Consider the following 22,386-nt stretch of genomic DNA (forward strand, 5'->3'; position numbering starts at 1 on the left):
GTCGACGCGGTACTCGAGTCGGGCACCCGGTCGGCGGAGTAGATCAGACGGTACGCCGCAGAGCTTCGAAGAACAGTTCGGACTGCAGCCTTTCGCCCAAGGTCTGCGCGCACACCTGTTCGGCGATCGAGCCGTCGACCGGGGCCAGGGGCCGCCCCGTGGACCCGGCGAGCACCTGCGCCATGCAGGCACGCTCCAGGTAGTACAGGTCGTCGTAGGCGTAGGCGATCCGTTCGCCGCACACGACGACGCCATGGTTGCCGAGAAAGACCACGTCGGCGCCCTGCGTGGTCCGAGCGATGCGCTCGCCCTCTGACGCGTCGAGTGCCAGGCCGCCGTAGTGATCATCGACCGCAACCCGCCCGTGAAAGCGCATCGCGTTCTGCGACAGGGTGGTGTCCAGGCATCGATCGACCGTGAGCGTCAGTGCCGTGGCATAGGGCATGTGGGTGTGCAGCACGCAAGCCTGCTTGCACATGCGATGGATCGCGGCGTGGATGAACATCGCCGTGGGCTCGACCGCATGGCGACCCGCCAGCCGCTTGCCGCTGCCGTCGACCATCACGATGTCGTCTTCCCGGACTTCGCTCCACTGCAAGCCGCGCGGGTTCAGCAGAAAGCGTCCCGAGCCGTCGGGCAACTCGAGGCTGAAGTGGTTGCAGACGCCCTCGGACAGGCCGTGGTGTGCCGCGGCGCGCAAGGCCAGGGCCAGATCGGCCCGAAGGCGAAGCACTTCCGCGGAATCAAAGTCGGCTTGGTGAGCGGTCGCTGTGGTCATGCGCTTCTGGCTCCTGAATCTTGGTCCGGGCTGCAGTTCGGGCGGGCCATCGATGGTGCCAGCTCACTGGAGAGGGCGCTCCAGCCACTGCCGCAGTTCAAGCATGGCGGCGTCGAGAGCGAGCGTGCGGCCCGCCGCCTCGGCCTTCTCGAACCCGAGCTCGCCCAGCGCCTGCCGAGCCCCCGCTCGCAGGCGCGTCAGGTGCGCCTCGTCCTCGAAGGGACGGCGGTAGCCCGCATCCGTGTAGCGCGGCCGGGCAACGCCCCAGAAGCGCGCCGCAAGCTCGTGCTGCCCCTGGCTCGAGGCAAGTCCGGCAGCCACCTCGAGCAGTTCGAACCTCAGCACGTCCTCCCCGACACCGCGCAGCAGCAGCTCGGCCTCGACCGCGCAAGCGTGTGCGTCCGCGTGCCTGCGCGCCGCCACCAGCACGCGAAGCAGGTTGTGCAGGACGATCAGGGCCAGGCGGATGTCGCCCCGCGCCCGCGCAAGATGCAGCGACTGCCGGAAGCTCTGCTCGGCGGGTTCGAGCCGGCCGTGGCGGAAGTCGATCGTGGCGATGTTGTTCAGCGCGACTCCGAGCGGCAGGGCACTGCCGCTGGCCTGCGCGAGGTCTCGCGCCTGCTCGTAATGCCGCAGCGCAGCCATCTCCTCCTCCTCGTCCATCCTGCCCAGGCAGGTGCCGATGGCGCTGTGCGCCATTGCTTGCCACTCGACCACGCCCAGGCGCTGCGCCATCGCCAGTGCCGCCCGCGCATGCGGCTGTCCCACCTCGCCTTGGCCCCGGTGCATGAACATCGCGGCCAGGCCGCGCAGCGTCTGGAAGTGCGCCTCGCTGTCCGCGGCGTCGGGGTCGCGGCCCAGCGCGTCCAGGGTGAGTCGGCAGCCGAGTTCGACATCGTTGAAGAGCCAGTAGCGGCCGGTGGCGGCCGCCAGCCGCAGGCAGCACTGCGCACCGACCGGGTCCGGCGTCCGGGCGCACCAGTTCATCGCCGCAACGAGGTTCTCGTGTTCGTCGCGCAACCGCGCCATCCACAGCGACTGCTGCGGGCCCTGCAGGTGCGGTGCGGCGGCTTCGGCGAGGGCGAGGAAGTGCCAGGCATGGCGCGCCAGTGCCGCGTCGGTTTCGCCGCTCTCGTCCAGCCGCTGCTTCGCATACTGGCGCGTGGTTTCCAGCATCTGGTAGCGCGGTCGGCTGCCGGCGTCGCCAGCCGCGCCGCCTTCGACCGTCAGCAGGGACTTGTCGTGCAGCGCGGTCAGCCGCATCAGCAGTTCGTACTCGTCGACGGCCTGCGCGATGGCCGTGGCGGCCTCCAGCGTGCAGCCGCCGACAAATACCGCCAGTTGGCGCAGCAGGCGCTGCTCGTGCGGGTCGAGCAGGTCGTAGCTCCACTGCATCGTGGCCAGCAGCGTTTGCTGGCGTGCTGCCGCCGAGGCGCCGCCCGTCAGCAGGCGGAAGCGATCCTCGAGCCGCGCCGCGATGTCGAACACCGAGAGCATCGTCACGCGGGCGGCGGCCAGCTCGATGGCCAGTGCGATGCCATCGAGTCGTCGGCAGATCTCGACGAGCGCGCTCGCGTTGCCGGCGCCGACCTCGAACTCGGGCAGCGCCAGACGGGCGCGAGCTACAAACACGCGCACCGCATCGGCGGCGCGGATTTCGTCCAGGTCCGCAGTCGCCGGCAATGACAGCGAGCGCACTGGGTAGAGCTGCTCTCCGGCAACAGCCAGCGGCTCGCGGCTGGTGGCCAGGATCCGGCTCCGTCCCGGGTGGGCGAGCAGTGCATCGACCAGCGCCGAGGCACCTTCGCGCACATGCTCGCAGTTGTCCAGCACGACCAGCGCCTGGCGCTCGGCGAGGTGGGCCGCAAGCTGATCTGGCAGCGCCGCGTCGGACTCCGTGCCGAGGTCGAGCGCGCTGGCGCAGGCCGAAGGCACGCGCTGCGGGTCCTCGAGCGGCGCCAGGTCGATGAACCAGACGCCATCGGCGAAGTTCGCGAGTTGCTGGCGCGCGAAGTGCAATGCCAGCCGGGTCTTGCCGCAACCGCCGATGCCGACGAGCGTCAGCAGCCGGGTCTGCGGCAGCAGGCGCCCGAGCTCGGCCAGCGCGACTTCGCGACCGATGAAGCGGGTGCGTTGCTCCGGCAGGTTGTGGCGCTGCTGCGCAGGCGCCGCCACGCCTGCCTGCGCGCCGTTCGTCGAGACCTCGAGCGTCGCCGTGAACCGGTACCCGCGACCCGGCACGGTGGCGATCACGTCCGGGCCGAGCACCTTGCGCAGGCTGCTGATCTGCGCGGCGATGTTGTGCTCCTCCACCACCACGCCGGGCCAGACGAGGTCGAGCAGTTCCTGCTTCGCGACCAGGCGTTCGCGGCGCTGGGCCAGCGCGAGCAGCACGTCGAAGGCGCGCGCGCCCAGTGCGGCGGCGCGGTCGTCCACTCGCAGCAGGCGCTCGGTCGGACTGATCTCGAAGCGTCCGAAGCGCAACGGTGTGTCGGCGGTGTCAGGCGGCATGGACACGCTCGCAGTGGTCGGGCAGCGACGGGGCGTGCCGATCATCCGGCCTTTGACAAGGTTTGAGAAGGCTTGAGCCGCCCTTGAGGACGGCCCGCCCGGCGCTGCGCAGACTGTGCAACAGGCGCCCACCGCTTGCCGGTCGACGCCTTCCGCCGCCAACCCGCCGCTCCCTGGAGGATTCGACCATGTCGCACGTTGCACAGCACACCATCGATTCGAGCCGCTACGCCAAGTGCGTCGAGGTGTCCAAGCGGATCCGCTGGGACACCGACCGCGACGTGATTCGCGGCCGCCAGTTCGACTTCGGCAGGAAGTTCCTGCCCGACGGTCTCTCGAAGGTCATGCAGTTGCCCTTCCTGCTGGCGGACGAGGAGCGCCTGTTCTCGCAAGTGCAGGGCCGCACCTACGCGAACATGTTCGCGCTCGTCGAGAGATTCATCGGCGCCAAGGTGCTCGAGATCAGCCGCGAGCACTGGCTCGGCGACCAGGTCGCGCTCGAGGCGCTGGTGCGCCTCACCGACGAGGAGCTCAAGCACCAGGAGATGTTCCGGCGCCTCGAGACGATGGCCGCCACCGGCATGCCGCCCGGGTATCGCTTCGTGCCGCAGGCAAACGACGTCGCCCAGGCCGTGCTGGCCGCCTCGACCTGGGCCGTGCTGGCGCTGACCTGCGACATCGAGCTGTTCTCGCAAGCGCACTACCGCAGCAGCATCGAGCCGGAAACGCGCATCGACCCGCTGTGGAAGGACGTGTTCCTCTTCCACTGGAAGGAGGAGTCGCAGCACGCGATCCTCGACGAAATGGAATGGATGCGCGAGGACGAGAGGCTCGATCCCGCGCAGCGCGACCAGGCCGTCGACGAGCTGATCGGTCTGGTTGGCGCGGTCGACGGCATCTGCCAGGCGCAGGCCAGGGCTGACGCCGACTACTTCGTTCAGGTGGCCGGTCGTCGCTTCAGTGCCGAGCAGGAACTGGCCATCCAGGAGACGACGCTGCGCGCCTACCGCTGGCAATACATCCTCAGCGGCGTTCAGGATCCGCGGTTCCTCGAGATCCTGGGCTCGATGATCAATGCCGAGCAAGGCGCGCGCATCAACGCCGCACTGGCGCCCATTGCCGGCTTGGCGCACTGAGGCTGGAGGCCGATGCCGCCACGTTGGCTGGCATCGCCGCAGCGTGGCGGCGCGAAGGCCAGACGCCGCTGCGCGCCAGCCAGTCGGGGAGCGGCGTCACAGGACGGCGAAGCTTCGGCGGCAGGCTGTCGCCCACCGGCGACTAGTTCGCGTTGCGCGACTGCCAAGCCGAGGCGCTCCATGTCGGCGCAGCTTCGGTGATGAGTCGGAGAATTTCAGGTGGCAGGTCTCCCGAGCCTGTCAGTTGGCGAATCTCCAGAATGTCGTCCGCCCCGAAACCAGACGGGGCGCGGAGGGCCCATTGAATCGCCTCGTCAAGCGAGTTCACCTCGATGAGGTAGAAGCCTCCCACCAGTTCTTTCGACTCGGCGAAGGGACCGTCCACAACGTAGCGTTTGCCATCAGCCACCGCGATGCGGGCTCCTGGAGCCGAGGGGTTGAGGCCCTCGGAGGCCACAAGTACTCCGGCCTGATGCATCTCCTCGTTGAAGCGCATGTAGGCCTTGAAGAGTTCCACATCGAAGTCCGCCTGTTGTTCGGTCGCCTTCTTGTCCGCACTCGCCTGCGCCGTGATGATGAACCGCATGTCCCGCTCTCCGAATGTAGGTTGTTGCCTGGTGAAGCTACGACGAGCGAGTGCTGGCCAGATCGACAAGTCCATGGCCTTGAACGAATGGCCGCCCTGGAATTGGCGCCTTCCTGAGACCTAACTCAACACCACGACGAGATTCCAGGTCACGGCTTGATGCCGCTGATCGCATTCGAACGCGCGCTCAGGGTCAGCGGGCCGTCGCCGGCCCGCAGCCGGCGCTGCACGTTGGCCTTCAGCTGTTCTCTGCGCTCATCCGTCAGCGCGTCGAACATCGGTCGCAGCGTGTTGCTGGTCGCGGCACTGTTCCAGTAGTCGTCGAAGCGGTCGAAGCTGCGCTGCACGGTGATCTGGCAGGTCCGGACATCGCGCAGCCCTGCGTCCTGCCACAGCGTCGTGGACGCCTCGATCGTGGAGGCCGCGACGCTGGGCGGCATGCGCGGCGGGATGCCGAGCTTGAGCATCTCGGCACCGATGGCGGCCAGCGGAAATCCGCCGCCCAGGACGTCCCAGTGGTAGGCCGCCACGACGCCCCCGGAGCGCACGGCGCGGCACATTTCCGCCAAGCCGACGGCCGGCTCGGGCACGAAGAACAGCACCAGCGCCATCACGGCTGCGTCGCTGCTGCCATCCGTGACCGGCAGCGACATTGCGTCAGCCTCGGCCCACGTCACGGGCGCGGCCGCAGGCAGGCGAGTTCGCGCGTAGGCCAGCTGGCCCGGCGAGGGATCGAAGGCCTGGACCTGCGCGGGCATGCAGCGCTCGACCAGTAGTTCGGTGAATGCACCGTTGCCACAACCGACGTCCAGCCAGCGCGACCGCTTCGGCACGTCGATCCAGTCGATGAAGCGCTCGCCGACGAGCAGGCTCCAGCGACCCATCAGGAGCTCGTAGCTGGCGCCGTCGTCGAAGCGGATCGTCTCGTCGGTCATGGCATCTCCAGGGGAGGGCGAAGGATGGCAGGGGTGGCGGCGTGGCGCGGCGGCGCGGGTGGCCCGTTCGGCGCGCTCGTCGCCACCTCAACCGCGCTGCGCCTCGAACACCGCCTCGGCGAAGCCCACCGTCACGTTCCCGTCCGACCACTCGACCACCGGGCGCTTGATCACGCTGAGCTGATCGAGCATCAGCGCCTGCGCGCCGGCACCATCGAGCGCGGCGGCCTGCCGTTCGGCGGGCAGCTGGCGCCACGTCGTGCCACGCCGGTTGAGCAGCGGCTCCCAGCCGACGGCAGCGACCCAGTGCGCGAGGCGCTCGGCATCGAGGCCGGCCTTCTTGAAGTCGTGGAAGCGGTAGGGCACCGAGTTCGTGGCTAGCCAGGCGCGGGCGCGCTTGACGGTGTCGCAGTTGGAGATGCCGTAGAGAGTGATTTCGCTCATCGGTGTCCTACAGCCCGAAACGGCTGCCATCGCAGCGCGGGTTGCTGTTGTGGCCCATCTCGGCGACCTTGCCGTCGTCGTCGCTGATGCTGACCTGCCAGACGATGCAGAACGGCGTGTCGTACCAGTACCACCAGAGCTGATGTCGCTGGCGGGGCAGGCTGGTGATCTGGCCGGGGCGGCCGATGCGCGCCCGCACCTCGTCGGCCGTCATGCCGTTCTGCAACTCCAGGAAATGCCTCTCGGTCAGCACCTGGTCGATCTTGACGAGGCGGTCGCCGGCGTCGAAGTCGAGCATGAAGGTATGCAGGCCCATCGGGCCGCGCGCGAACTCCAGGCGCTTGCCATCCGGCGCCAGCGGGTGGACGCCGGTGGGCTGGCCCATGCGCGCGATCGCTTCGGCCGAGGTGGCGCCCGGCGCCAGCGGTCCCGGGCCGTAGCTGCCGGAGGCGCAGGCGCCGAGCGACAGGGCCAGCAGGAGGGTGACAAGACGGGTGATCAGTGCATTCGACATGATGGCTTGCTCCTCGGCACGCAGTCTGGCACGAACAAGAAGAAGGCCCGCCGAGGCGGGCCTTGCACGATGCGCCGTCCGGCAGATCAGTTCACGTACAGATCAACATACTCGTTGACCGGCATCGCCTCGAGCTTCTTCTGGTCGAGGCTGACCGCGAGGATCGCGTCCTGCTGCTTCCTGGCGAAGCGGCGCGCGAGGTTGGTGCGGAACTTGGCCTCGAGCAGCGGGATGCCGTCCTTGCGGCGGCGCTTGTGGCCGATCGGGTACTCGACCACGATCTCCTTGAGCTTCTTGCCGTCCTTGAACTCGACGGTCAGCGCGTTGGCGATGCTGCGCTTCTCGGGGTCGTGGTAGTCGGCGCTGAAGCTCTTGTCCTCGACGCAGACGATCTTGTCGCGCAGCGCGTCGATGCGCTTGTCGGCGGCGATGTTGTCCTCGTAGTCGGCGGCCGTGAGGCGGCCGAAGATCAGCGGCACCGCGACCATGTACTGGATGCAGTGGTCGCGGTCGGCCGGGTTGTTCAGCGGACCCTTCTTGTCGATGATGCGGATGCAGGCCTCGTGGGTGCGGATCGTCACCTTCTTGATGTCGTCCGCGGTCTTGCCGGCCTTCTTGAGCTGATCGTGCAGCGTCATCGCCGCCTCCACCGCGGTCTGGCTGTGGAACTCGGCCGGGAAGCTGATCTTGAACAGCACGTTCTCCATCACGTAGCTGCCGTAGGGGCGCTGGAACTTGAATTCCTTGCCCTTGAACAGCACGTCGTAGAAGCCCCAGCCCTTGGCGCTCAGCACGCCGGGATAGCCCATCTCGCCGGTCTTGGCGATCAGCGCCAGGCGCACCGCGCGGCTGGTCGCGTCGCCCGCGGCCCAGCTCTTGCGTGAGCCGGTGTTGGGTGCATGGCGGTAGGTGCGCAGCGACTGGCCGTCGACCCAGGCCAGCGAGACCGCGTTGATGATCTCGTCCTTCGTCAGGCCGAGCATCTCGGCCACCACCGCGGTCGAGGCCACCTTGACCAGCACCACGTGGTCGAGGCCGACCTTGTTGAACGAGTTCTCCAGCGCGATGCAGCCCTGGATCTCGTGGGCCTTGATCATCGCCGTCAGCACGTCCTTCATCAGCAGCGGCTTCTTGCCCGATGCGATGGCGTTGCGGCTGAGCCAGTCGGCGGTGGCGAGGATGCCGCCGAGGTTGTCGGAGGGATGGCCCCACTCGGCCGCCAGCCAGGTGTCGTTGAAGTCCAGCCAGCGGATCATCGCGCCGATGTTGAACGCGGCCTGGATCGGGTCGAGCTGGTAGGGCGTGCCCGGCACCTTGGCCCCGTTCGGCACCACCGTGCCCGGCACCACCGGTCCGAGCAGCTTGGTGCAGGCCGGGTACTCCAACGCCTCGAGACCGCAGCCCAGCGTGTCGATCAGGCAGTTGCGCGCCGTGTCATAGGCGAGCGCACTCTTGATCTTGTACTTGCTGACGTAGTCGACGATGTCGACCAGCACCTGGTCGGGCTTCGGGCGGACGTTGGAGATGTGAGCGGACATGGGACCTCTTGTTGCTTGCGGGGGAAGAATTACTTCTTCGCCGCCTTCAGAGCCTCGGGCTCCTTGACGGCGTTGTCGGCGTTGATGCCGAGGCTCGATGCGGCACCGACGGATGCGGCAACCGCGGCGCGCTGCTCGGCCATCGTGCAGCTGTCGACCAGGCGCTTGCCGGCGGTCTGGTCCATCATCATCGACTTGCTCGGGATCTGCAGCCACACCACGCCGGACCTCTTGTCCTCGAGGCGCACGGCGCCGGTGGTCGTTTCCTGCGGCACCATGACGTAGGCGACCTGCTTGTAGACCACGCGGAACATGCCCGGCTTCTCGGCCACCGGGTCGATCGTGACGCCCTGGTTGAACTCGCACTGCGCGGTGCCGGTCAGCACGCGGTTGGCGATCTGCAGCTGGTTGTCGCTGATGGTTTCGGTGACGTCGGTCGCCAGGGCCAGGCCCTTGGCCTCGTTGCGCAGTTCCTTGCGCGACTGCGAGACCGGCTTCTTGACGGGCGCGGGCTTGGCCGCCGCGGGCTGCGCGGCAGCGGCCTTGGCCGGCGCGGCGGTGCCCTGCGCCTGAGCGCCGGCCGCCAGCAGCAGGCCGGCTGCGATCAGGGTCAGGACGGAACGGATGGAGAGGCTCATGTCAGGTTCCCACGGACGAAGTTGAACGAAGTTCGGATTGTCGCGAGCCCGATCATCAACCATCGTTGCAAGATGCATCCGTGGCAAGGCCCGCGTCAGGCGCGCGCGCCGATCGGCACGAATGCACGATCCTCGGGGCCGATGTAATTGGCGCTCGGGCGGATGATCTTGCCGTCCTGGCGCTGCTCGACGATGTGGGCCGACCAGCCGGATGTGCGCGAGATCACGAACAGCGGCGTGAACATGGCGGTAGGCACACCCATCATGTGATAACTCACCGCGCTGAACCAGTCGAGGTTGGGGAACATCTTCTTGATCTCCCACATCACCGACTCGAGCCGGGCCGCGATGTCGAACATCTTGGTGTTGTTGGCATCCTGCGACAGCCGCTGGGCGACGCCCTTGATGACCACGTTGCGCGGGTCGCTCACCGTGTAGACCGGGTGGCCGAAGCCGATCACGACCTCCTTGCGTTCGACGCGGGCGCGGATGTCGGCCTCGGCTTCCTCGGGCGAGTCGTAGCGCTTCTGGATCTCGAAGGCCACCTCGTTGGCGCCGCCATGCTTGGGGCCGCGCAGCGCGCCGATCGCGCCGGTGACGGCCGAGTAGATGTCCGATCCGGTGCCGGCGATCACGCGTGCGGTGAAGGTGCTGGCGTTGAACTCGTGCTCGGCGTAGAGGTTCAGCGAGGTGTGCATCGCACGCACCCAGGCTGCGCTCGGCTTCCTGCCATGCAGCAGGTGCAGGAAATGGCCGCCGATCGAGTCGTCGTCGGTCTCGACCTCGATGCGCCGGCCGTTGTGGCTGAAGTGGTACCAGTACAGCAGCATCGAGCCAAGGCTGGCCATCAGGCGGTCGGCGATGTCGCGCGCGCCCGGATGGTTGTGATCGTCCTTCTCGGGCAGCGCGCAGCCGAGCGCCGAGACGCCGGTGCGCATCACGTCCATCGGGTGGCTGGCGGCCGGCAGCGCCTCGAGCGCCGCCTTCACGCCCGCCGGCAGGCCGCGCAGGCTCTGCAGCTTGCTCTTGTAGCCGGCCAGCTCGGCTACCGTCGGCAGCTTGCCGTGCACCAGCAGGTGGGCGATCTCCTCGAACTCGCAGGTCTCGGCGATGTCGAGGATGTCGTAGCCGCGGTAGGCCAGGTCGTTGCCGGTGCGGCCGACGGTGCACAGCGCGGTATTGCCGGCGGTCACGCCGGACAGCGCGACCGACTTCTTGGGCTTGGGGCCGCTGCTCGCGGGGGTGGCTTCGCTCATGTCTTCTCTCCTCGGCGGGCGTTCAGTTCTTGGCGGCGAACAGCGCATCCAGGCGCTGCTCGTAGGCGTGGTAGCCGATGCGGTCATAGAGCTCGTCGCGGGTCTGCATCAGCTCGACGACGTTCTTCTGGTGACCGTCCTTCCGGATCGCGGTGTAGACCGCCTCGGCCGCCTTGTTCATCGCGCGAAACGCGCTCAGCGGGTAGAGTACGATGCCGCAACCGGCGCTGCGCAGCTCGTCCACCGTGAACAGCGGCGTCTTGCCGAACTCGGTGATGTTGGCCAGCACCGGCACCTTCACGGCATCGACGAAGCGGCGATAGGTCGGCAGGTCGTAGGCGGCCTCGGCAAAGATGCCGTCGGCGCCGGCCTCGACGCAGGCCACCGCGCGCTCGATCGCGGCATCGACGCCATCGACCTGGATTGCGTCGGTGCGTGCGATCAGGAAGAAGTCGGGGTCGGTCTTGGCGTCGGCCGCGGCCTTGACGCGGTCGACCATCTCGCCCTGGCTGACGATCTCCTTGCCCGGCCGGTGTCCGCAGCGCTTGGCGCCGACCTGATCCTCGATGTGGCAGGCCGCGGCGCCGGCCTTGATCAGGCTCTTGACCGTGCGCGCGATGTTGAAGGCGCTCGGGCCGAAGCCGGTGTCGATGTCGACCAGCAGCGGCAGCGTGCAGACATCGGTGATGCGGCGCACGTCGGTGAGCACATCGTCGAGGTTGTTGATGCCGAGGTCGGGCAGGCCGAGCGAGCCGGCCGCGACGCCGCCGCCCGAGAGATAGATCGCGCGGTAGCCGGCGCGCTGCGCCAGCAAGGCATGGTTGGCGTTGATCGCGCCGATCACCTGCAGCGGGGACTCTTGCTTCAGCGCCGCGCGAAAGGCGGCGCCCGGGGTGGGCAGGCTCATGGAAATCACTCCTTCGATTCAACAGCTTGCGGCATGTCGAACCACGCCATGCGCAGTTCGGCCGGCAAGGGCTGGCCGGTGCGCTCGGCGCGCTCCAGCACATGCCACCAGTAACGGTAGCTGGCGCGGTCGTGCAGCACGCCATGGTGGGCGATCGGGGCCCAGTGCGCGGCCTGCGCCGCGCTGAGGATCTCGATCGCGTCGTCGATCTCGGCCGCCACCGGCGCGAAGGCCTCGATGATCGGCCGGATCTGAAGCGGGTGGATGCTCCACATGCGCTGGTAGCCGAGTTCGCGTGCCGCGCGGCCGGCGGCCTCGGCGATCGCGTCCGCGTCCTTGAACTCGGTGACCACGCAATGCGAGGCGACCTTGCCCGCGCCATGGCAGGCGGCAGCGATCTCGAGCTTGGCGCGCAGCACCAGCGGATGCGCGAACTGGCCTTGTGCATTCATCGCCGAGGCCGGGATCGCGCCGGCGTGTGCGGAGACGAAATCCATCAGGCCGAAGGACAGCGACTCGATCTGCGGCAGCGCGGCGATCGGCGCCACGTCGCGCAGGGCGCCATGCGTCTCGACCAGCGCGTGGACCGGGATGCGGCGCCGGATCCCGAACTCGGTGCAGGTGCGCGCGATCAGTTCGACCGCGCTCTGCAACTCGGCGAGCCCGGTCACCTTGGGCACCATCAGGTAGGCGAGTCGCTCGCCTGCGCGACCGATCAGCACCCGCAGGTCGTCGACGAAGCGTGCATGGGCCAGCGGGTGCACGCGCGCGCCGGCCCGGCCGAAGCGGTTGGCCGCACCGTTGAGCAGTTCGGCCACCAGCAGCGCATGCTCGTGCTCGCCGCCGACCGGGGCGCCGTCTTCGAGGTCGAGCGTGACGTCGAAGAGCGCACGCGGCCCCATCTCGGCCTGCAGCGCGAGCGCCTTCCTCATGCGCGGCTCGATCCCGGCGTAGTGGTCGCAGACCGGCAGCGCGCTGCGCGGCTCATTCGAGCCGAACAGGGCTTGGCGCGGAGTGACGGCGTTGCGGATCACGACAGATCGCGGCGGTGGCGGTTGACGTTGACGTTCACGTCAACGGGAATGCGAAAAAAAGGCCGGCTGACGAGTTGTCGGGGCCGGCCGTCCTGGCGATCAGAGCAGGTGCTTGACGCCGTCCTGCTCGCCCTGCAACTCGGCCAGGGTCTTGTTGATGCATTCCTGGCTGAAGGCGTCGATCGCGAGGCCCTCGACCACCTTGTACTCGCCGCCCTCGCAGGTGACCGGGAAGCCGAACATCACGTCCTTCGGGATGCCGTAGTCGCCGTTGCTCGGGATGCCCATCGTGACCCACTTGCCGTTGGTGCCCAGGGCCCAGTCGCGCATGTGGTCGATCGCGGCGTTGGCGGCCGAGGCCGCGCTGCTCAAGCCGCGCGCCTCGATGATGGCGGCGCCGCGCTTGCCGACGGTCGGGAGGAACACGTCCTTGTTCCAGACCTGGTCGTTGATCATGTCCTTGACGCTGGCGCCGCCGATGGTGGCGAAGCGGTAGTCGGCGTACATGGTCGGCGAGTGGTTGCCCCAGACCGCGAGCTTCTCGATCGCCGAGACCGGCTTGCCGGTCTTGGCCGCGAGTTGGCTGGCGGCGCGGTTGTGGTCCAGGCGCAGCATCGCGGTGAAGTTCTTGCGCGGCAGGTCGGGCGCGCTCTTCATCGCGATGTAGGCGTTGGTGTTGGCCGGGTTGCCGACCACCAGCACCTTGACGTTGCGCGAGGCGACCGCGTTGAGCGCCTTGCCCTGGGCGGTGAAGATGGCGCCGTTGATCGACAGCAGCTCGGCGCGCTCCATGCCCGGGCCACGCGGACGCGAGCCGACCAGTAGCGCGTAGTCGGTGTCCTTGAAGGCGGTCATCGGATCGCTGTGCGCTTCCATGCCGACCAGCAGCGGGAAGGCGCAGTCCTCGAGTTCCATCATCACGCCCTTGAGCGCCTTCTGGGCCTTCTCGTCGGGGATCTCGAGCAGTTGCAGGATCACCGGCTGGTCCTTGCCCAGCATTTCGCCGGAGGCGATGCGGAACAGCAGGGCGTAGCCGATCTGGCCAGCGGCGCCGGTGACGGCGACTCGGACGGGTTTCTTGCTCATGGGAGGACTCCGGAAGGGGTGGACAGGCGCGCGGCGCAGGGCCGTGAGTTCAGGCCGATGGCGCGAAGCCGTCGAAGTGTAGGCAAGTCTAAGGGTCTCACCCAAGGCCGTCAATAGTCTTATGTCTTATATAAGACATCATTCATGGGAATGCGTGCCGAGCCGGCCCGGCTGTGATGCAATCGAGCCCGATCATGTCCGCCGCCCTGCCTCCTGCCTCGCCTCCCTTCTCGACGGTGCTCGACGACACCATCGACGGCCCCGCCTTCAGCCCGCTCTACCAGCAGATCAAGGCGCTGCTGACGCGCAGCCTGCAGGGTGGCGAGTGGAAGCCGGGCGAGGCGATCCCGAGCGAGATGGAGTTGGCGGCGCGCTTCAAGGTCAGCCAGGGCACGGTGCGCAAGGCGATCGACGAACTGGCGGTCGACGGCCTGGTCGTGCGGCGCCAGGGCAAGGGCACCTTCGTCGCCACCCATGCCGAGGAGCATGTGCAGTACCGCTTCCTGCGGCTGGAGCCCGATCCGGAGGGTGCGGCGGGGCCGGTCGAGCGCCGCTTTCTGGATTGCCGGCGCCTGCGCGCCAGCGCCGAGGTGGCGCGCGCGCTCGAACTCAAGCTCGGCGAGCCGGCGGTGCAGGTGCGCCGGTTGCTGCTGTTTGCCGGCGTGCCGGTGGTGCTTGACGAGATCTGGCTGCCCGGTGCGCTGTTCAAGGGACTCACCGCCGAGCGCCTGTCGGAGTACCGCGGGCCGCTCTACGCGCTGTTCGAGACCGAGTTCGGCGTGCGCATGCTCCGCGCCGAGGAAAAGATCCGCGCAGTGGCGGCGAGCGCGGCCGAGGCCGAGCTGCTGGCGGTGCCCGAAGGCGCGCCGCTGCTCAGCGTCGAGCGGCGCACGCTGACCTTCGGCGACAAGCCTGTCGAGTTGCGGCGCGGCCTCTACCAGACGGCGACCCATTTCTACCGAAACGAACTGAACTGAATCGAGCAGCCGATCCGCGGCTCGCCCAACACCCGAGCGGGCCGGTCGATCTGCTGCGATGCAATAAACTCAGACGGTTTCAGTCCTTGCAAGCAACGAGAAGGTTCGGCATGGCGACCACCCCAGCACCGACACCGCGGCAACGCCCGGTCTATCGCAACATCCACATCTCGCAGATCGTCTCGTACCGACTGCCGCCGGCGGGCATCGTGTCGATCCTGCACCGGGTCAGCGGCGTGCTGATGTTCCTGCTGCTTCCCTTCGTGATCTGGCTGTTCGACAAGAGCCTGACGTCCGAGTTCAGCTACGAACAGTTCACCAGCGCCTTCGTCGCCGGGCTCTGGATCTTCCCGGGCTGGTTCCTCAAGCTGGTGGTGCTGGGGCTGATCTGGGCCTACCTGCATCACTTCATCGCCGGCCTGCGCCACCTGTGGATGGACGCCACGCACGCGGTGACCAAGGAGTTCGGCCACAGCTCGGCCATCGTCACGCTGGCGCTGAGCGTACTGCTGACGCTGGTGCTCGGCTACAAGCTGTTCTTCTGAGGCGATCGGACATGACCAAGACCTACGGATCCGAGCGCATCGTCGTCGGTGCGCACTACGGCCTGCGCGACTGGCTCAGCCAGCGCGTCACCGCCACGCTGATGGCGCTGTTCACCATCGTCCTGATCGCCCAGCTGCTCTTCGGCGGGCCGCTCGGCTACGACCGCTGGGCCGCGATCTTCTCGGCTCAATGGATGAAGGTCTTCACCTTCGTCGTCATCGTCTCGCTGCTGATCCATGTGTGGGTCGGCATGCGCGATGTCTGGATGGACTACGTCAAGCCGGTCGGCATCCGCCTGGCATTGCAGGTGTTCACGATCGTCTGGCTGGTCGGCTGCGCCGGCTGGGCGATCCAGGTGCTCTGGAGGCTGTAAATCGTGACCGCAACAACTCTCTCGACGCGCAAGTTCGACGTCGTCATCGTCGGCGCCGGCGGCTCGGGCATGCGTGCCTCGCTGCAACTGGCGCGCGCCGGCCTCAACGTCGCGGTGCTGTCCAAGGTGTTCCCGACCCGCTCGCACACGGTGGCGGCGCAGGGCGGCATCGGTGCCTCGCTCGGCAACATGAGCGAGGACAACTGGCACTACCACTTCTACGACACGATCAAGGGCTCCGACTGGCTCGGCGACCAGGACGCGATCGAGTTCATGTGCCGCGAGGCGCCCAAGGTCGTCTACGAACTCGAGCATTTCGGCATGCCCTTCGACCGCAATGCCGACGGCACGATCTACCAGCGCCCCTTCGGCGGCCACACCGCCAACTATGGCGAGAAGCCGGTGCAGCGCGCCTGCGCCGCGGCCGACCGCACCGGCCACGCGATGCTGCACACGCTCTACCAGCAGAACGTCAAGGCGCGCACCCAGTTCTTCGTCGAGTGGATGGCGCTCGACCTGATCCGCGATGCCGAAGGCGACTGCATCGGCGTCAGCGCCCTCGAGATGGAGACCGGCGAGGTCCACATCCTGCAAGGCAAGACCGTGCTGCTGGCCACCGGCGGCGCCGGCCGCATCTTTGCCGCCAGCACCAACGCCTTCATCAACACTGGTGACGGCCTGGGCATGGCGGCACGCGCCGGCATCCCGCTCGAGGACATGGAGTTCTGGCAGTTCCACCCGACTGGCGTCGCTGGCGCCGGCGTGCTGCTCACCGAGGGCTGCCGCGGCGAGGGCGCGATCCTGCGCAATGCCAGCGGCGAACGCTTCATGGAGCGCTACGCGCCCACGCTCAAGGACCTGGCGCCGCGCGACTTCGTCTCGCGCTGCATGGACCAGGAGATCAAGGAAGGGCGCGGCTGCGGTCCGAACAAGGACTACATCGAGCTCGACATGACCCACCTCGGCGGCGAGACGATCATGAAGCGCCTGCCCAGCGTGTTCGAGATCGGCCACAACTTCGCCAACGTCGACATCACGCGCGAACCGATTCCCGTGGTGCCGACCATCCACTACCAGATGGGCGGCATCCCGACCAACATCCATGGCCAGGTCGTGGTGCCCAGGGACGGCGTGCACAACGCGGTGCTGAACGGGCTTTACGCGGTGGGCGAATGCTCCTGCGTCAGCGTGCACGGCGCCAACCGCCTCGGCACCAACTCGCTGCTCGACCTGCTGGTGTTCGGTCGCGCCGCCGGCAACCACATCGTCGAGTCGCTGGCGAAGGAACCCAAGGCCCACAAGCTCCTGCCCAAGGACGCCGCCGACCGCACGCTGGCACGCCTGGCACGCCTGGACGCCAGCACCGGCGGCGAATACGCGCAGGTGGTGGCCGAGGACATGCGCACCAGCATGCAGCAGCACGCCGGCGTGTTCCGCACCCAGGCCATGATGGACGAGGGCGTCAAGCAGATCGCGGCGATCCGCGAGCGCGTGGCCGGCATCACGCTCAAGGACAAGAGCAAGGTCTTCAACACCGCGCGCATCGAGGCGCTCGAGGTCGACAACCTCATCGAGGCCGCGCAGGCGACGATGGTCTCGGCCGCCGCGCGCCACGAGTGCCGCGGCGCCCACACCGTCAAGGACTACGAGCGCGGCGCCGACGATCCGGAAACCCCGCTCGGCCGCAACGACAAGGTCTGGATGAAGCACACGCTGTGGCACAGCGAGAGCAACAGCCTCACGTACAAGCCGGTGCAGCTCAAGCCGCTGTCGGTGGAATCGATTCCACCCAAGGTCCGCACCTTCTAAGTTTGCGCATCCAGGAGAGAGATTCATGACCCAGAAGCGCAGCTTCCAGATCTACCGCTACGACCCGGACAAGGACGCCAAGCCCTACATGCAGACCATCGAGGTCGAGCTGCAGGGCAACGAGCGCATGCTGCTGGACGCGCTGATGAAGCTCAAGGAGGTCGATCCGACCCTGAGCTTCCGCCGCTCGTGCCGCGAGGGCGTCTGCGGCTCCGACGCGATGAACATCAACGGCAAGAACGGCCTCGCGTGCCTGACCAACATGCGCACGCTGCCGGGCACGATCGTGCTCAAGCCGCTGCCCGGGCTGCCGGTGATCCGCGACCTGATCGTCGACATGACGCAGTTCTTCAAGCAGTACAACTCGATCAAGCCGTACCTGCTCAACGACGACGTGCCGCCCGAGAAGGAACGCCTGCAGTCGCCCGAGGAACGCGACGAGCTCAACGGCCTCTACGAGTGCATCCTGTGCGCGAGCTGCAGCACGAGCTGCCCGAGCTTCTGGTGGAACCCGGACAAGTTCGTCGGCCCGGCCGGCCTGCTGCAGGCCTATCGCTTCATCGCCGACAGCCGCGACCAGGGCACCGCCGAGCGTCTCGACAACCTCGAGGATCCGTACCGCCTGTTCCGCTGCCACACGATCATGAACTGCGTCGACGTCTGCCCGAAGGGACTGAACCCGACCAAGGCAATCGGCAAGATCAAGGAGCTGATGGTGCGCCGCGCCGTCTGAGGCCGTGCCAGCACCTGCCAAGCCATGAGCGCCGTGACCGAAGACCTCGACCAGTTGCTGGATGAGCGCGAGCTCAGCCGGCTGCACTGGCGTTGCCGGCGCGGACTGCTCGAGAACGACCTCTTCGTCGAGCGCTTCTTCCAGCGTTTCGAGCCCACGCTGACGCGCCGCGACGCGGCCGGGCTCTCGGCGCTGATGGACCTGCCCGACAACGACCTGCTCGACCTGCTGCTGCGGCGCACCGAGCCGACCCCCGAGATCGACGGCCCCGAGTTGCGCTCGGTGCTCGAACGCATGCGCCAGCGCGCCTTCTGAAGCGCGCAGCGAACGAGACAAAGATTCAAAACCTCGCTCTGTGAAGGAACGACCATGACCCCGTCCGATGTCAAAGCCACGCTGGCCTTCTCCGATGGCAGCCCGAGCATGGACCTGCCGATCTACAAGGGCTCGGTGGGCCCGGACGTGATCGACATCCGCAAGCTCTACGCGCAGACCGGCAAGTTCACCTACGACCCCGGTTTCCTGAGTACCGCCTCGTGCAACTCGAGCATCACCTACATCGACGGCGACAAGGGCGAGCTGCTGTACCGCGGCTACCCGATCGAGCAGTTGGCGCAGCACTGCGACTTCCTCGATACCTGTCACCTGCTGCTGTACGGGGAGCTGCCCAACGCGCAGCAACAGAAGGACTTCCACAAGCTGGTGACCAATCACACGATGGTCAACGAGCAGATGCAGTTCTTCCTGCGCGGCTTCCGCCGCGACGCGCACCCGATGGCCGTGATGACCGGCCTGGTCGGCGGGCTCTCGGCCTTCTATCACGACAGCACCGACATCAATAACCCGCAGCATCGCGAGATCTCGGCGATCCGCCTGATCGCCAAGATGCCGACGCTGGTGGCGATGGCCTACAAGTACGCGCTCGGCCAGCCGTACATGTACCCGCGCAACGAGTTGAGCTACACGGCGAACTTCACGCACATGATGTTCGCCACGCCGTGCGAGAAGTACGAGCCGAACGACGTCGTGGTGCGCGCGCTCGACCGCATCTTTATCCTCCACGCCGACCACGAGCAGAACGCCAGCACCAGCACCGTGCGCCTGTGCGGTTCGTCGGGCACCAACCCCTTCGCCGCGATCGCCGCCGGCGTGGCCTGCCTCTGGGGCCCGGCCCACGGCGGCGCCAACGAGGCCGCGCTGAACATGCTGGAAGACATCCAGAAGGCCGGCGGCGTCGAGAAGATCGGCGAGTTCATCAAGCAGGTCAAGGACAAGAACTCCGGCATCAAGCTGATGGGCTTCGGCCACCGGGTCTACAAGAACTACGACCCGCGCGCCAAGCTGATGCGCGAGACCTGCCACGAGGTGCTGGAGGCGCTCGGCCTCGAGAACGACCCGCTGTTCAAGCTGGCCATGGCGCTCGAGAAGATCGCGCTCGAGGACGAGTACTTCGTCGCCCGCAAGCTCTACCCGAACGTCGACTTCTACTCGGGCATCGTGCAGCGCGCGATCGGCATCCCGGTCTCGCTGTTCACCGCGATCTTCGCGCTGGCGCGCACCGTCGGCTGGATCGCCCAGCTCAACGAGATGATCGCCGACCCCGAGTACAAGATCGGCCGCCCGCGCCAGCTCTTCGTCGGCGCGACCGCGCGCGACGTCAAGCCGATCGGGCAGCGCTGAGGCTGAAGCTTGGCGCAAGCACAAGAGGCCCCGCGGGGCCTCTTTGACTTTCTGGCGACTTCAGGCCGACGGCAGCAGCCAGTCGGCCAGCGGCAGCCGCTGCTCGCGCATCTGCACGGCGGCCAGGCGCGCCACGGCCAGCGCGCCGGCCTCGACGAAATGCGTGTTGTCCTGGCGGCCCTGCGGCAGCTCCGGGTGAGCGCCGGGGGCGAAGCACATGAACATCGCCTTCGAGGCCTCTGGGCCCAGCGCCTGCAACCAGTCGCGGGTGCGCGCGTGCAGGTCGAGCAACACCACGCCCTGCTCGCGCGCCACCTCGCGCGTGGCCTCGGGGTAGTCGCCCAGCGTCGGCAGCAGGCGGCCCTCGGCATCGAAACTGCGGCGCATCACCGGCGTGGCCAGCAGCGGTATCGCGCCGCGCTCGCGGGTCTCGCGCACGAAGCGGCGCAGGTTGTCCTTGAAGGCGGTGGCTGCCGGCGCGTAGCGCTGCGGGTCGTCGGCCTTCTGGTCGTTGTGGCCGAACTGGATCAGCACGAAGTCGTCGGCCGCGAGCTGGCCGAGCAGGTGCGCCCAGCGCCCCTCGTCGATGAAGCGCTTCGTGCTGCGTCCGTTGGCCGCGTGATTGACCAGGCGCTCGGGCTCCCGGAGCAGGCCGCGGTAGAGCTGGCCCCAGCCGCGTTCGGGGAAGGCGGGCGGGGTGCGCTTGTCGGCCATCGTCGAGTCGCCGGCCAGGTGCAGGGCGGGGTGTACGGTGGCCAGCGGCATCGGCCAGGGCGCCAGCGCCGCTGCGGCCTCGCTCGCCGTCCTGCCGGCCGGCGCTGCCGTCGTTGGCGCAGGCGCCGGCTCTGTCGCGTAGGCCGCCGTGGTGCAGGCGGCCAGGCCGATCAATGCCTGGCGGCGGTTCAGCGGCCGGGCGCCGTCGCCGCAGCGTCTGCGCACGCTGCTCAGACGCCGGCGCGCCGCTGCTGCACCTCGGCCTGCGCCGCCTGTGCTCGCGCTGCCGCGGCGACTTCGTTGCTGACGATGGTCTTGCCGATCGGCGCCAGCGCGATCGCCGCCAGCTTCAGGTGCTGGATCGCAAAGGGAATGCCGATGATCGTCAGCGCGCTGGCCACCGCCGACAGCACGTGGCCGATGGCCAGCCAGACGCCGGCGAAGAGGAACCAGAGGACGTTGCCGAGCGTGCCGAAGGCGCTGGTGCCGATGTCGCTGCGGCCGCTGAGTTGCTCGCGGTCGATCGCGGTGCGGCCGAAGGGCAGGAAGGCGAACTGGCCGATCACGAAGCAGGCCCGGCCCCAGGGAATGCCGACGATGGTGATGAAGGCCAGCAGCCCGACGAGCCACCAGCCCAGGCCCATCACGAGCCCGCCGAGGATCAGCCAGAGGACGTTGCCGAGGGTGCTCATGGTTACGGTCGGATCCGGTGGTTCAGCCTGAGGCGATCATGTCACGCGGCGGGCGCGAAGCCGCGTGCCAGCGCGCGCGTCAGCTCGGCCGCCGGCACGGCGCGGCACCCGCTGGCGTTCTGGCCGCTCCACAGCGGCGTGAAGTCGCTCGAGCCCCGTGCCTCGGCCGCCGCCCGCAGCGGCGCCAGCGCGGCCGGCGCGAGCGGAAAGGCCGGCGGGGCCCCCGACAGGGGGCCGAGCTCGCGCATCAGCCGGTTGACGATGCCGCGCGCCGGCCGGCCGGTGAACAGATTGGTCAACGCCGTGTGGCGCGCCGCGTCGCTGGCGAGCGCGGTGCGATGCAGCGGCGTGGTGGCGGTCTCGTCGCACAGCAGGTAGGCGGTGCCGACCTGCACGCCGGCGGCGCCGAGCGCCATGGCCGCCGCCACGCCCTGCGCGTCGGCGATGCCGCCGGCGGCGATCACCGGCACGCGCAACGCGCGCACCAGCTGCGGCAGCAGTACGAACAGACCGGCCTGGCGGCTGAGGTCGTGGTCGAGGAAATGGCCGCGGTGGCCACCGGCCTCCAGGCCCTGCGCGATCACCGCGTCGACGCCGTGCTGCTGCAGCCACAGCGCCTCCTCCAGCGTCGTTGCCGAGGCGAGGATGCGTGGCGCCCAGCCGGCGCGCGCCTGCGCCAGCAGATCGGCCGAGGGCAGGCCGAAGTGGAAGCTCAGGACCGGCGGTCTGAAGGGAGCGATCAGCGCCAGTGCCTCGGCGCTGAACGGCGCGCGACCGGCGCCGGGGGCGATCGTCGCGGCGTCGATGCCGTATTCGGCGTAGTAGGGCGCGAGCGCCGCGCGCCAGGCCGCCTCGCGCGCGGCGTCCGCCACCGGCGGCTCGTGGCAGAAGAAGTTCAGGTTCCACGGCCGCTGCGTGCCGGCGCGCAGGGCCTCGATTTCGGCGCACAACTGCTCCGTCGACAGCGTCGCGCTTGGCAGCGAGCCCAGCGCGCCGGCGTTGCTGACCGCCACCGCGAGCGCGTGGGTCTGCACGCCCGCCATCGGGGCCTGGATCAGCGGGAGTTCGGTGCCGAGCAGGGCGGCGAGGCTCATCGTCATCGGGGTCTCCGGTCGAGGGCTGTGCGTGCGGCGGCGCGGATGTCGGTCTTGAGTGCCTGCCAGGCAGCGTTGCCCTCATGTTCGCGCCAGCCGAATTCACCCTGGCGGCCGAGGGCATCGTCGGCGGTCCAGTACAGGCCGGTGAGAGCGCGCAGCTCGTCGATCTCGTCGTCGCCCGGTTCGAGCAGCGGCTGGAGCTCGGCCAACATCGCCTTCAGGCCGGCCCAGGCATCGATGGCGTCGTCGACGAGGCAGCCGAGGTGGTGGTCGATCAGCGTACGCAGTGCCGCGTCGCGCGCGGGGATCGCCACATCGCAGCGCGCCAGCGCATCGAGAAAGGCCGGCAGCACGTCCTCCTCGCGCGGCAAGCGCGCTGAGCGCGTGCACCGAGTGCCCCGA

Annotated in this window: 24 protein-coding genes; 8 read left to right on the forward strand and 16 right to left on the reverse strand. The window is 68.3% G+C overall.

Annotation, left to right across the window (positions count from 1 at the left end):
• Positions 1–43: 43 nt before the first annotated feature.
• Together EV670_RS12450 and EV670_RS12455 are read right to left on the reverse strand one after the other, a co-directional pair.
• Entirely contained in the window at positions 44–778 is a 735-nt protein-coding gene (locus tag EV670_RS12450; protein WP_130432510.1) for an aldolase, read from the reverse strand.
• A 63-nt stretch (positions 779–841) separates the two neighbouring features.
• Complete coding sequence (locus EV670_RS12455) at positions 842–3,289, reverse strand: ATP-binding protein (RefSeq protein ID WP_207225058.1); 2,448 nt, start codon at positions 3,287–3,289, stop codon at positions 842–844.
• 188 nt (positions 3,290–3,477) lie between these two features.
• Between EV670_RS12455 and EV670_RS12460 the strand changes: the two genes are divergently transcribed.
• Positions 3,478–4,425 (forward strand): hypothetical protein, encoded by a 948-nt coding sequence (locus EV670_RS12460; RefSeq protein ID WP_130432514.1) that lies wholly within the window; start codon positions 3,478–3,480, stop codon positions 4,423–4,425.
• A 142-nt stretch (positions 4,426–4,567) separates the two neighbouring features.
• Here EV670_RS12460 and EV670_RS12465 read toward each other — a convergent pair whose 3' ends face one another.
• The 10 genes from EV670_RS12465 to EV670_RS12510 form a co-directional block, all read right to left on the reverse strand.
• Entirely contained in the window at positions 4,568–5,011 is a 444-nt protein-coding gene (locus EV670_RS12465; RefSeq protein ID WP_130432516.1) for a YciI family protein, read from the reverse strand.
• A gap of 149 nt (positions 5,012–5,160) precedes the next feature.
• Positions 5,161–5,946, reverse strand: coding sequence for a class I SAM-dependent methyltransferase (locus tag EV670_RS12470; protein WP_130432518.1), 786 nt, complete (start codon positions 5,944–5,946; stop codon positions 5,161–5,163).
• An 87-nt stretch (positions 5,947–6,033) separates the two neighbouring features.
• Complete coding sequence (locus tag EV670_RS12475) at positions 6,034–6,390, reverse strand: ArsC family reductase (protein ID WP_242616940.1); 357 nt, start codon at positions 6,388–6,390, stop codon at positions 6,034–6,036.
• Between the two features lie 7 nt (positions 6,391–6,397).
• Positions 6,398–6,904 carry a hypothetical protein gene (locus EV670_RS12480; protein ID WP_130432522.1) on the reverse strand — a complete coding sequence of 169 codons (507 nt, stop codon included), beginning with the start codon at positions 6,902–6,904 and terminating at the stop codon, positions 6,398–6,400.
• Positions 6,905–6,990: 86 nt separating this feature from the next.
• Complete coding sequence (locus tag EV670_RS12485) at positions 6,991–8,442, reverse strand: bifunctional 2-methylcitrate dehydratase/aconitate hydratase (protein ID WP_130432524.1); 1,452 nt, start codon at positions 8,440–8,442, stop codon at positions 6,991–6,993.
• A 29-nt stretch (positions 8,443–8,471) separates the two neighbouring features.
• Positions 8,472–9,080, reverse strand: coding sequence for a hypothetical protein (locus EV670_RS12490; RefSeq protein WP_130432526.1), 609 nt, complete (start codon positions 9,078–9,080; stop codon positions 8,472–8,474).
• A gap of 95 nt (positions 9,081–9,175) precedes the next feature.
• The gene (gene prpC, locus EV670_RS12495) at positions 9,176–10,336 is read right to left on the reverse strand and encodes a bifunctional 2-methylcitrate synthase/citrate synthase (protein WP_242616941.1); all 1,161 of its coding nucleotides are present in this window, start codon (positions 10,334–10,336) and stop codon (positions 9,176–9,178) included.
• A 22-nt stretch (positions 10,337–10,358) separates the two neighbouring features.
• Complete coding sequence (gene prpB, locus EV670_RS12500) at positions 10,359–11,243, reverse strand: methylisocitrate lyase (RefSeq protein WP_130432530.1); 885 nt, start codon at positions 11,241–11,243, stop codon at positions 10,359–10,361.
• A 5-nt stretch (positions 11,244–11,248) separates the two neighbouring features.
• Positions 11,249–12,274 (reverse strand): HpcH/HpaI aldolase/citrate lyase family protein, encoded by a 1,026-nt coding sequence (locus EV670_RS12505; protein WP_130432851.1) that lies wholly within the window; start codon positions 12,272–12,274, stop codon positions 11,249–11,251.
• Between the two features lie 102 nt (positions 12,275–12,376).
• On the reverse strand, positions 12,377–13,363 hold the full coding sequence (locus EV670_RS12510) for a malate dehydrogenase (protein ID WP_130432532.1): 987 nt from the start codon (positions 13,361–13,363) through the stop codon (positions 12,377–12,379).
• 194 nt (positions 13,364–13,557) lie between these two features.
• Between EV670_RS12510 and EV670_RS12515 the strand changes: the two genes are divergently transcribed.
• From EV670_RS12515 to EV670_RS12545, 7 genes are all read left to right on the forward strand, one after another.
• The gene (locus EV670_RS12515; protein WP_130432534.1) at positions 13,558–14,340 is read left to right on the forward strand and encodes a GntR family transcriptional regulator; all 783 of its coding nucleotides are present in this window, start codon (positions 13,558–13,560) and stop codon (positions 14,338–14,340) included.
• Between the two features lie 110 nt (positions 14,341–14,450).
• Positions 14,451–14,885 carry a succinate dehydrogenase, cytochrome b556 subunit gene (gene sdhC / locus EV670_RS12520; RefSeq protein WP_130432536.1) on the forward strand — a complete coding sequence of 145 codons (435 nt, stop codon included), beginning with the start codon at positions 14,451–14,453 and terminating at the stop codon, positions 14,883–14,885.
• Positions 14,886–14,896: 11 nt separating this feature from the next.
• Positions 14,897–15,259 carry a succinate dehydrogenase, hydrophobic membrane anchor protein gene (sdhD, locus tag EV670_RS12525; RefSeq protein WP_130432538.1) on the forward strand — a complete coding sequence of 121 codons (363 nt, stop codon included), beginning with the start codon at positions 14,897–14,899 and terminating at the stop codon, positions 15,257–15,259.
• Positions 15,260–15,328: 69 nt separating this feature from the next.
• Positions 15,329–17,068 (forward strand): succinate dehydrogenase flavoprotein subunit, encoded by a 1,740-nt coding sequence (gene sdhA / locus EV670_RS12530; protein ID WP_242616957.1) that lies wholly within the window; start codon positions 15,329–15,331, stop codon positions 17,066–17,068.
• A gap of 25 nt (positions 17,069–17,093) precedes the next feature.
• Positions 17,094–17,801 carry a succinate dehydrogenase iron-sulfur subunit gene (locus tag EV670_RS12535; RefSeq protein WP_130432542.1) on the forward strand — a complete coding sequence of 236 codons (708 nt, stop codon included), beginning with the start codon at positions 17,094–17,096 and terminating at the stop codon, positions 17,799–17,801.
• Between the two features lie 24 nt (positions 17,802–17,825).
• Positions 17,826–18,116, forward strand: a complete 291-nt coding sequence (locus EV670_RS12540) for an FAD assembly factor SdhE (protein WP_130432544.1) — start codon at positions 17,826–17,828, stop codon at positions 18,114–18,116.
• A gap of 54 nt (positions 18,117–18,170) precedes the next feature.
• Positions 18,171–19,481, forward strand: a complete 1,311-nt coding sequence (locus EV670_RS12545; RefSeq protein ID WP_130432546.1) for a citrate synthase — start codon at positions 18,171–18,173, stop codon at positions 19,479–19,481.
• 60 nt (positions 19,482–19,541) lie between these two features.
• Here EV670_RS12545 and EV670_RS12550 read toward each other — a convergent pair whose 3' ends face one another.
• The 4 genes from EV670_RS12550 to EV670_RS18690 are packed head-to-tail and all read right to left on the reverse strand — an operon-like array spanning position 19,542 to position 22,355.
• On the reverse strand, positions 19,542–20,420 hold the full coding sequence (locus tag EV670_RS12550) for a rhamnogalacturonan acetylesterase (protein WP_130432548.1): 879 nt from the start codon (positions 20,418–20,420) through the stop codon (positions 19,542–19,544).
• A gap of 5 nt (positions 20,421–20,425) precedes the next feature.
• On the reverse strand, positions 20,426–20,887 hold the full coding sequence (locus EV670_RS12555; RefSeq protein ID WP_130432550.1) for a YccF domain-containing protein: 462 nt from the start codon (positions 20,885–20,887) through the stop codon (positions 20,426–20,428).
• A 41-nt stretch (positions 20,888–20,928) separates the two neighbouring features.
• Positions 20,929–21,987: an NAD(P)H-dependent flavin oxidoreductase gene (locus tag EV670_RS12560; RefSeq protein WP_130432552.1), complete on the reverse strand. Its 1,059-nt coding sequence runs from the start codon at positions 21,985–21,987 to the stop codon at positions 20,929–20,931.
• A complete protein-coding gene (locus tag EV670_RS18690; protein WP_165393313.1) occupies positions 21,984–22,355 on the reverse strand; it encodes a hypothetical protein in 372 nt (123 codons plus the stop codon). The genes EV670_RS12560 and EV670_RS18690 overlap by 4 nt, the downstream gene beginning before the upstream one ends.
• Positions 22,356–22,386: the final 31 nt, after the last annotated feature.

The organism is Rivibacter subsaxonicus, assembly GCF_004217215.1.
Classification (GTDB): Bacteria; Pseudomonadota; Gammaproteobacteria; order Burkholderiales; family Burkholderiaceae_C; genus Rivibacter; species Rivibacter subsaxonicus.

Bases quoted from the DNA above. Each gene is read 5' to 3' on its own strand.
- EV670_RS12450 (WP_130432510.1), bottom strand. From the start codon at position 778: ATGACCACAGCGACCGCTCACCAAGCCGACTTTGATTCCGCGGAAGTG.
- EV670_RS12455 (WP_207225058.1), bottom strand. From the start codon at position 3,289: ATGCCGCCTGACACCGCCGACACACCGTTGCGCTTCGGACGCTTCGAG.
- EV670_RS12460 (WP_130432514.1), top strand. From the start codon at position 3,478: ATGTCGCACGTTGCACAGCACACCATCGATTCGAGCCGCTACGCCAAG.
- EV670_RS12465 (WP_130432516.1), bottom strand. From the start codon at position 5,011: ATGCGGTTCATCATCACGGCGCAGGCGAGTGCGGACAAGAAGGCGACC.
- EV670_RS12470 (WP_130432518.1), bottom strand. From the start codon at position 5,946: ATGACCGACGAGACGATCCGCTTCGACGACGGCGCCAGCTACGAGCTC.
- EV670_RS12475 (WP_242616940.1), bottom strand. From the start codon at position 6,390: ATGAGCGAAATCACTCTCTACGGCATCTCCAACTGCGACACCGTCAAG.
- EV670_RS12480 (WP_130432522.1), bottom strand. From the start codon at position 6,904: ATGTCGAATGCACTGATCACCCGTCTTGTCACCCTCCTGCTGGCCCTG.
- EV670_RS12485 (WP_130432524.1), bottom strand. From the start codon at position 8,442: ATGTCCGCTCACATCTCCAACGTCCGCCCGAAGCCCGACCAGGTGCTG.
- EV670_RS12490 (WP_130432526.1), bottom strand. From the start codon at position 9,080: ATGAGCCTCTCCATCCGTTCCGTCCTGACCCTGATCGCAGCCGGCCTG.
- prpC (WP_242616941.1), bottom strand. From the start codon at position 10,336: ATGAGCGAAGCCACCCCCGCGAGCAGCGGCCCCAAGCCCAAGAAGTCG.
- prpB (WP_130432530.1), bottom strand. From the start codon at position 11,243: ATGAGCCTGCCCACCCCGGGCGCCGCCTTTCGCGCGGCGCTGAAGCAA.
- EV670_RS12510 (WP_130432532.1), bottom strand. From the start codon at position 13,363: ATGAGCAAGAAACCCGTCCGAGTCGCCGTCACCGGCGCCGCTGGCCAG.
- EV670_RS12515 (WP_130432534.1), top strand. From the start codon at position 13,558: ATGTCCGCCGCCCTGCCTCCTGCCTCGCCTCCCTTCTCGACGGTGCTC.
- sdhC (WP_130432536.1), top strand. From the start codon at position 14,451: ATGGCGACCACCCCAGCACCGACACCGCGGCAACGCCCGGTCTATCGC.
- sdhD (WP_130432538.1), top strand. From the start codon at position 14,897: ATGACCAAGACCTACGGATCCGAGCGCATCGTCGTCGGTGCGCACTAC.
- sdhA (WP_242616957.1), top strand. From the start codon at position 15,329: ATGCGTGCCTCGCTGCAACTGGCGCGCGCCGGCCTCAACGTCGCGGTG.
- EV670_RS12535 (WP_130432542.1), top strand. From the start codon at position 17,094: ATGACCCAGAAGCGCAGCTTCCAGATCTACCGCTACGACCCGGACAAG.
- EV670_RS12540 (WP_130432544.1), top strand. From the start codon at position 17,826: ATGAGCGCCGTGACCGAAGACCTCGACCAGTTGCTGGATGAGCGCGAG.
- EV670_RS12545 (WP_130432546.1), top strand. From the start codon at position 18,171: ATGACCCCGTCCGATGTCAAAGCCACGCTGGCCTTCTCCGATGGCAGC.
- EV670_RS12555 (WP_130432550.1), bottom strand. From the start codon at position 20,887: ATGAGCACCCTCGGCAACGTCCTCTGGCTGATCCTCGGCGGGCTCGTG.
- EV670_RS12560 (WP_130432552.1), bottom strand. From the start codon at position 21,987: ATGACGATGAGCCTCGCCGCCCTGCTCGGCACCGAACTCCCGCTGATC.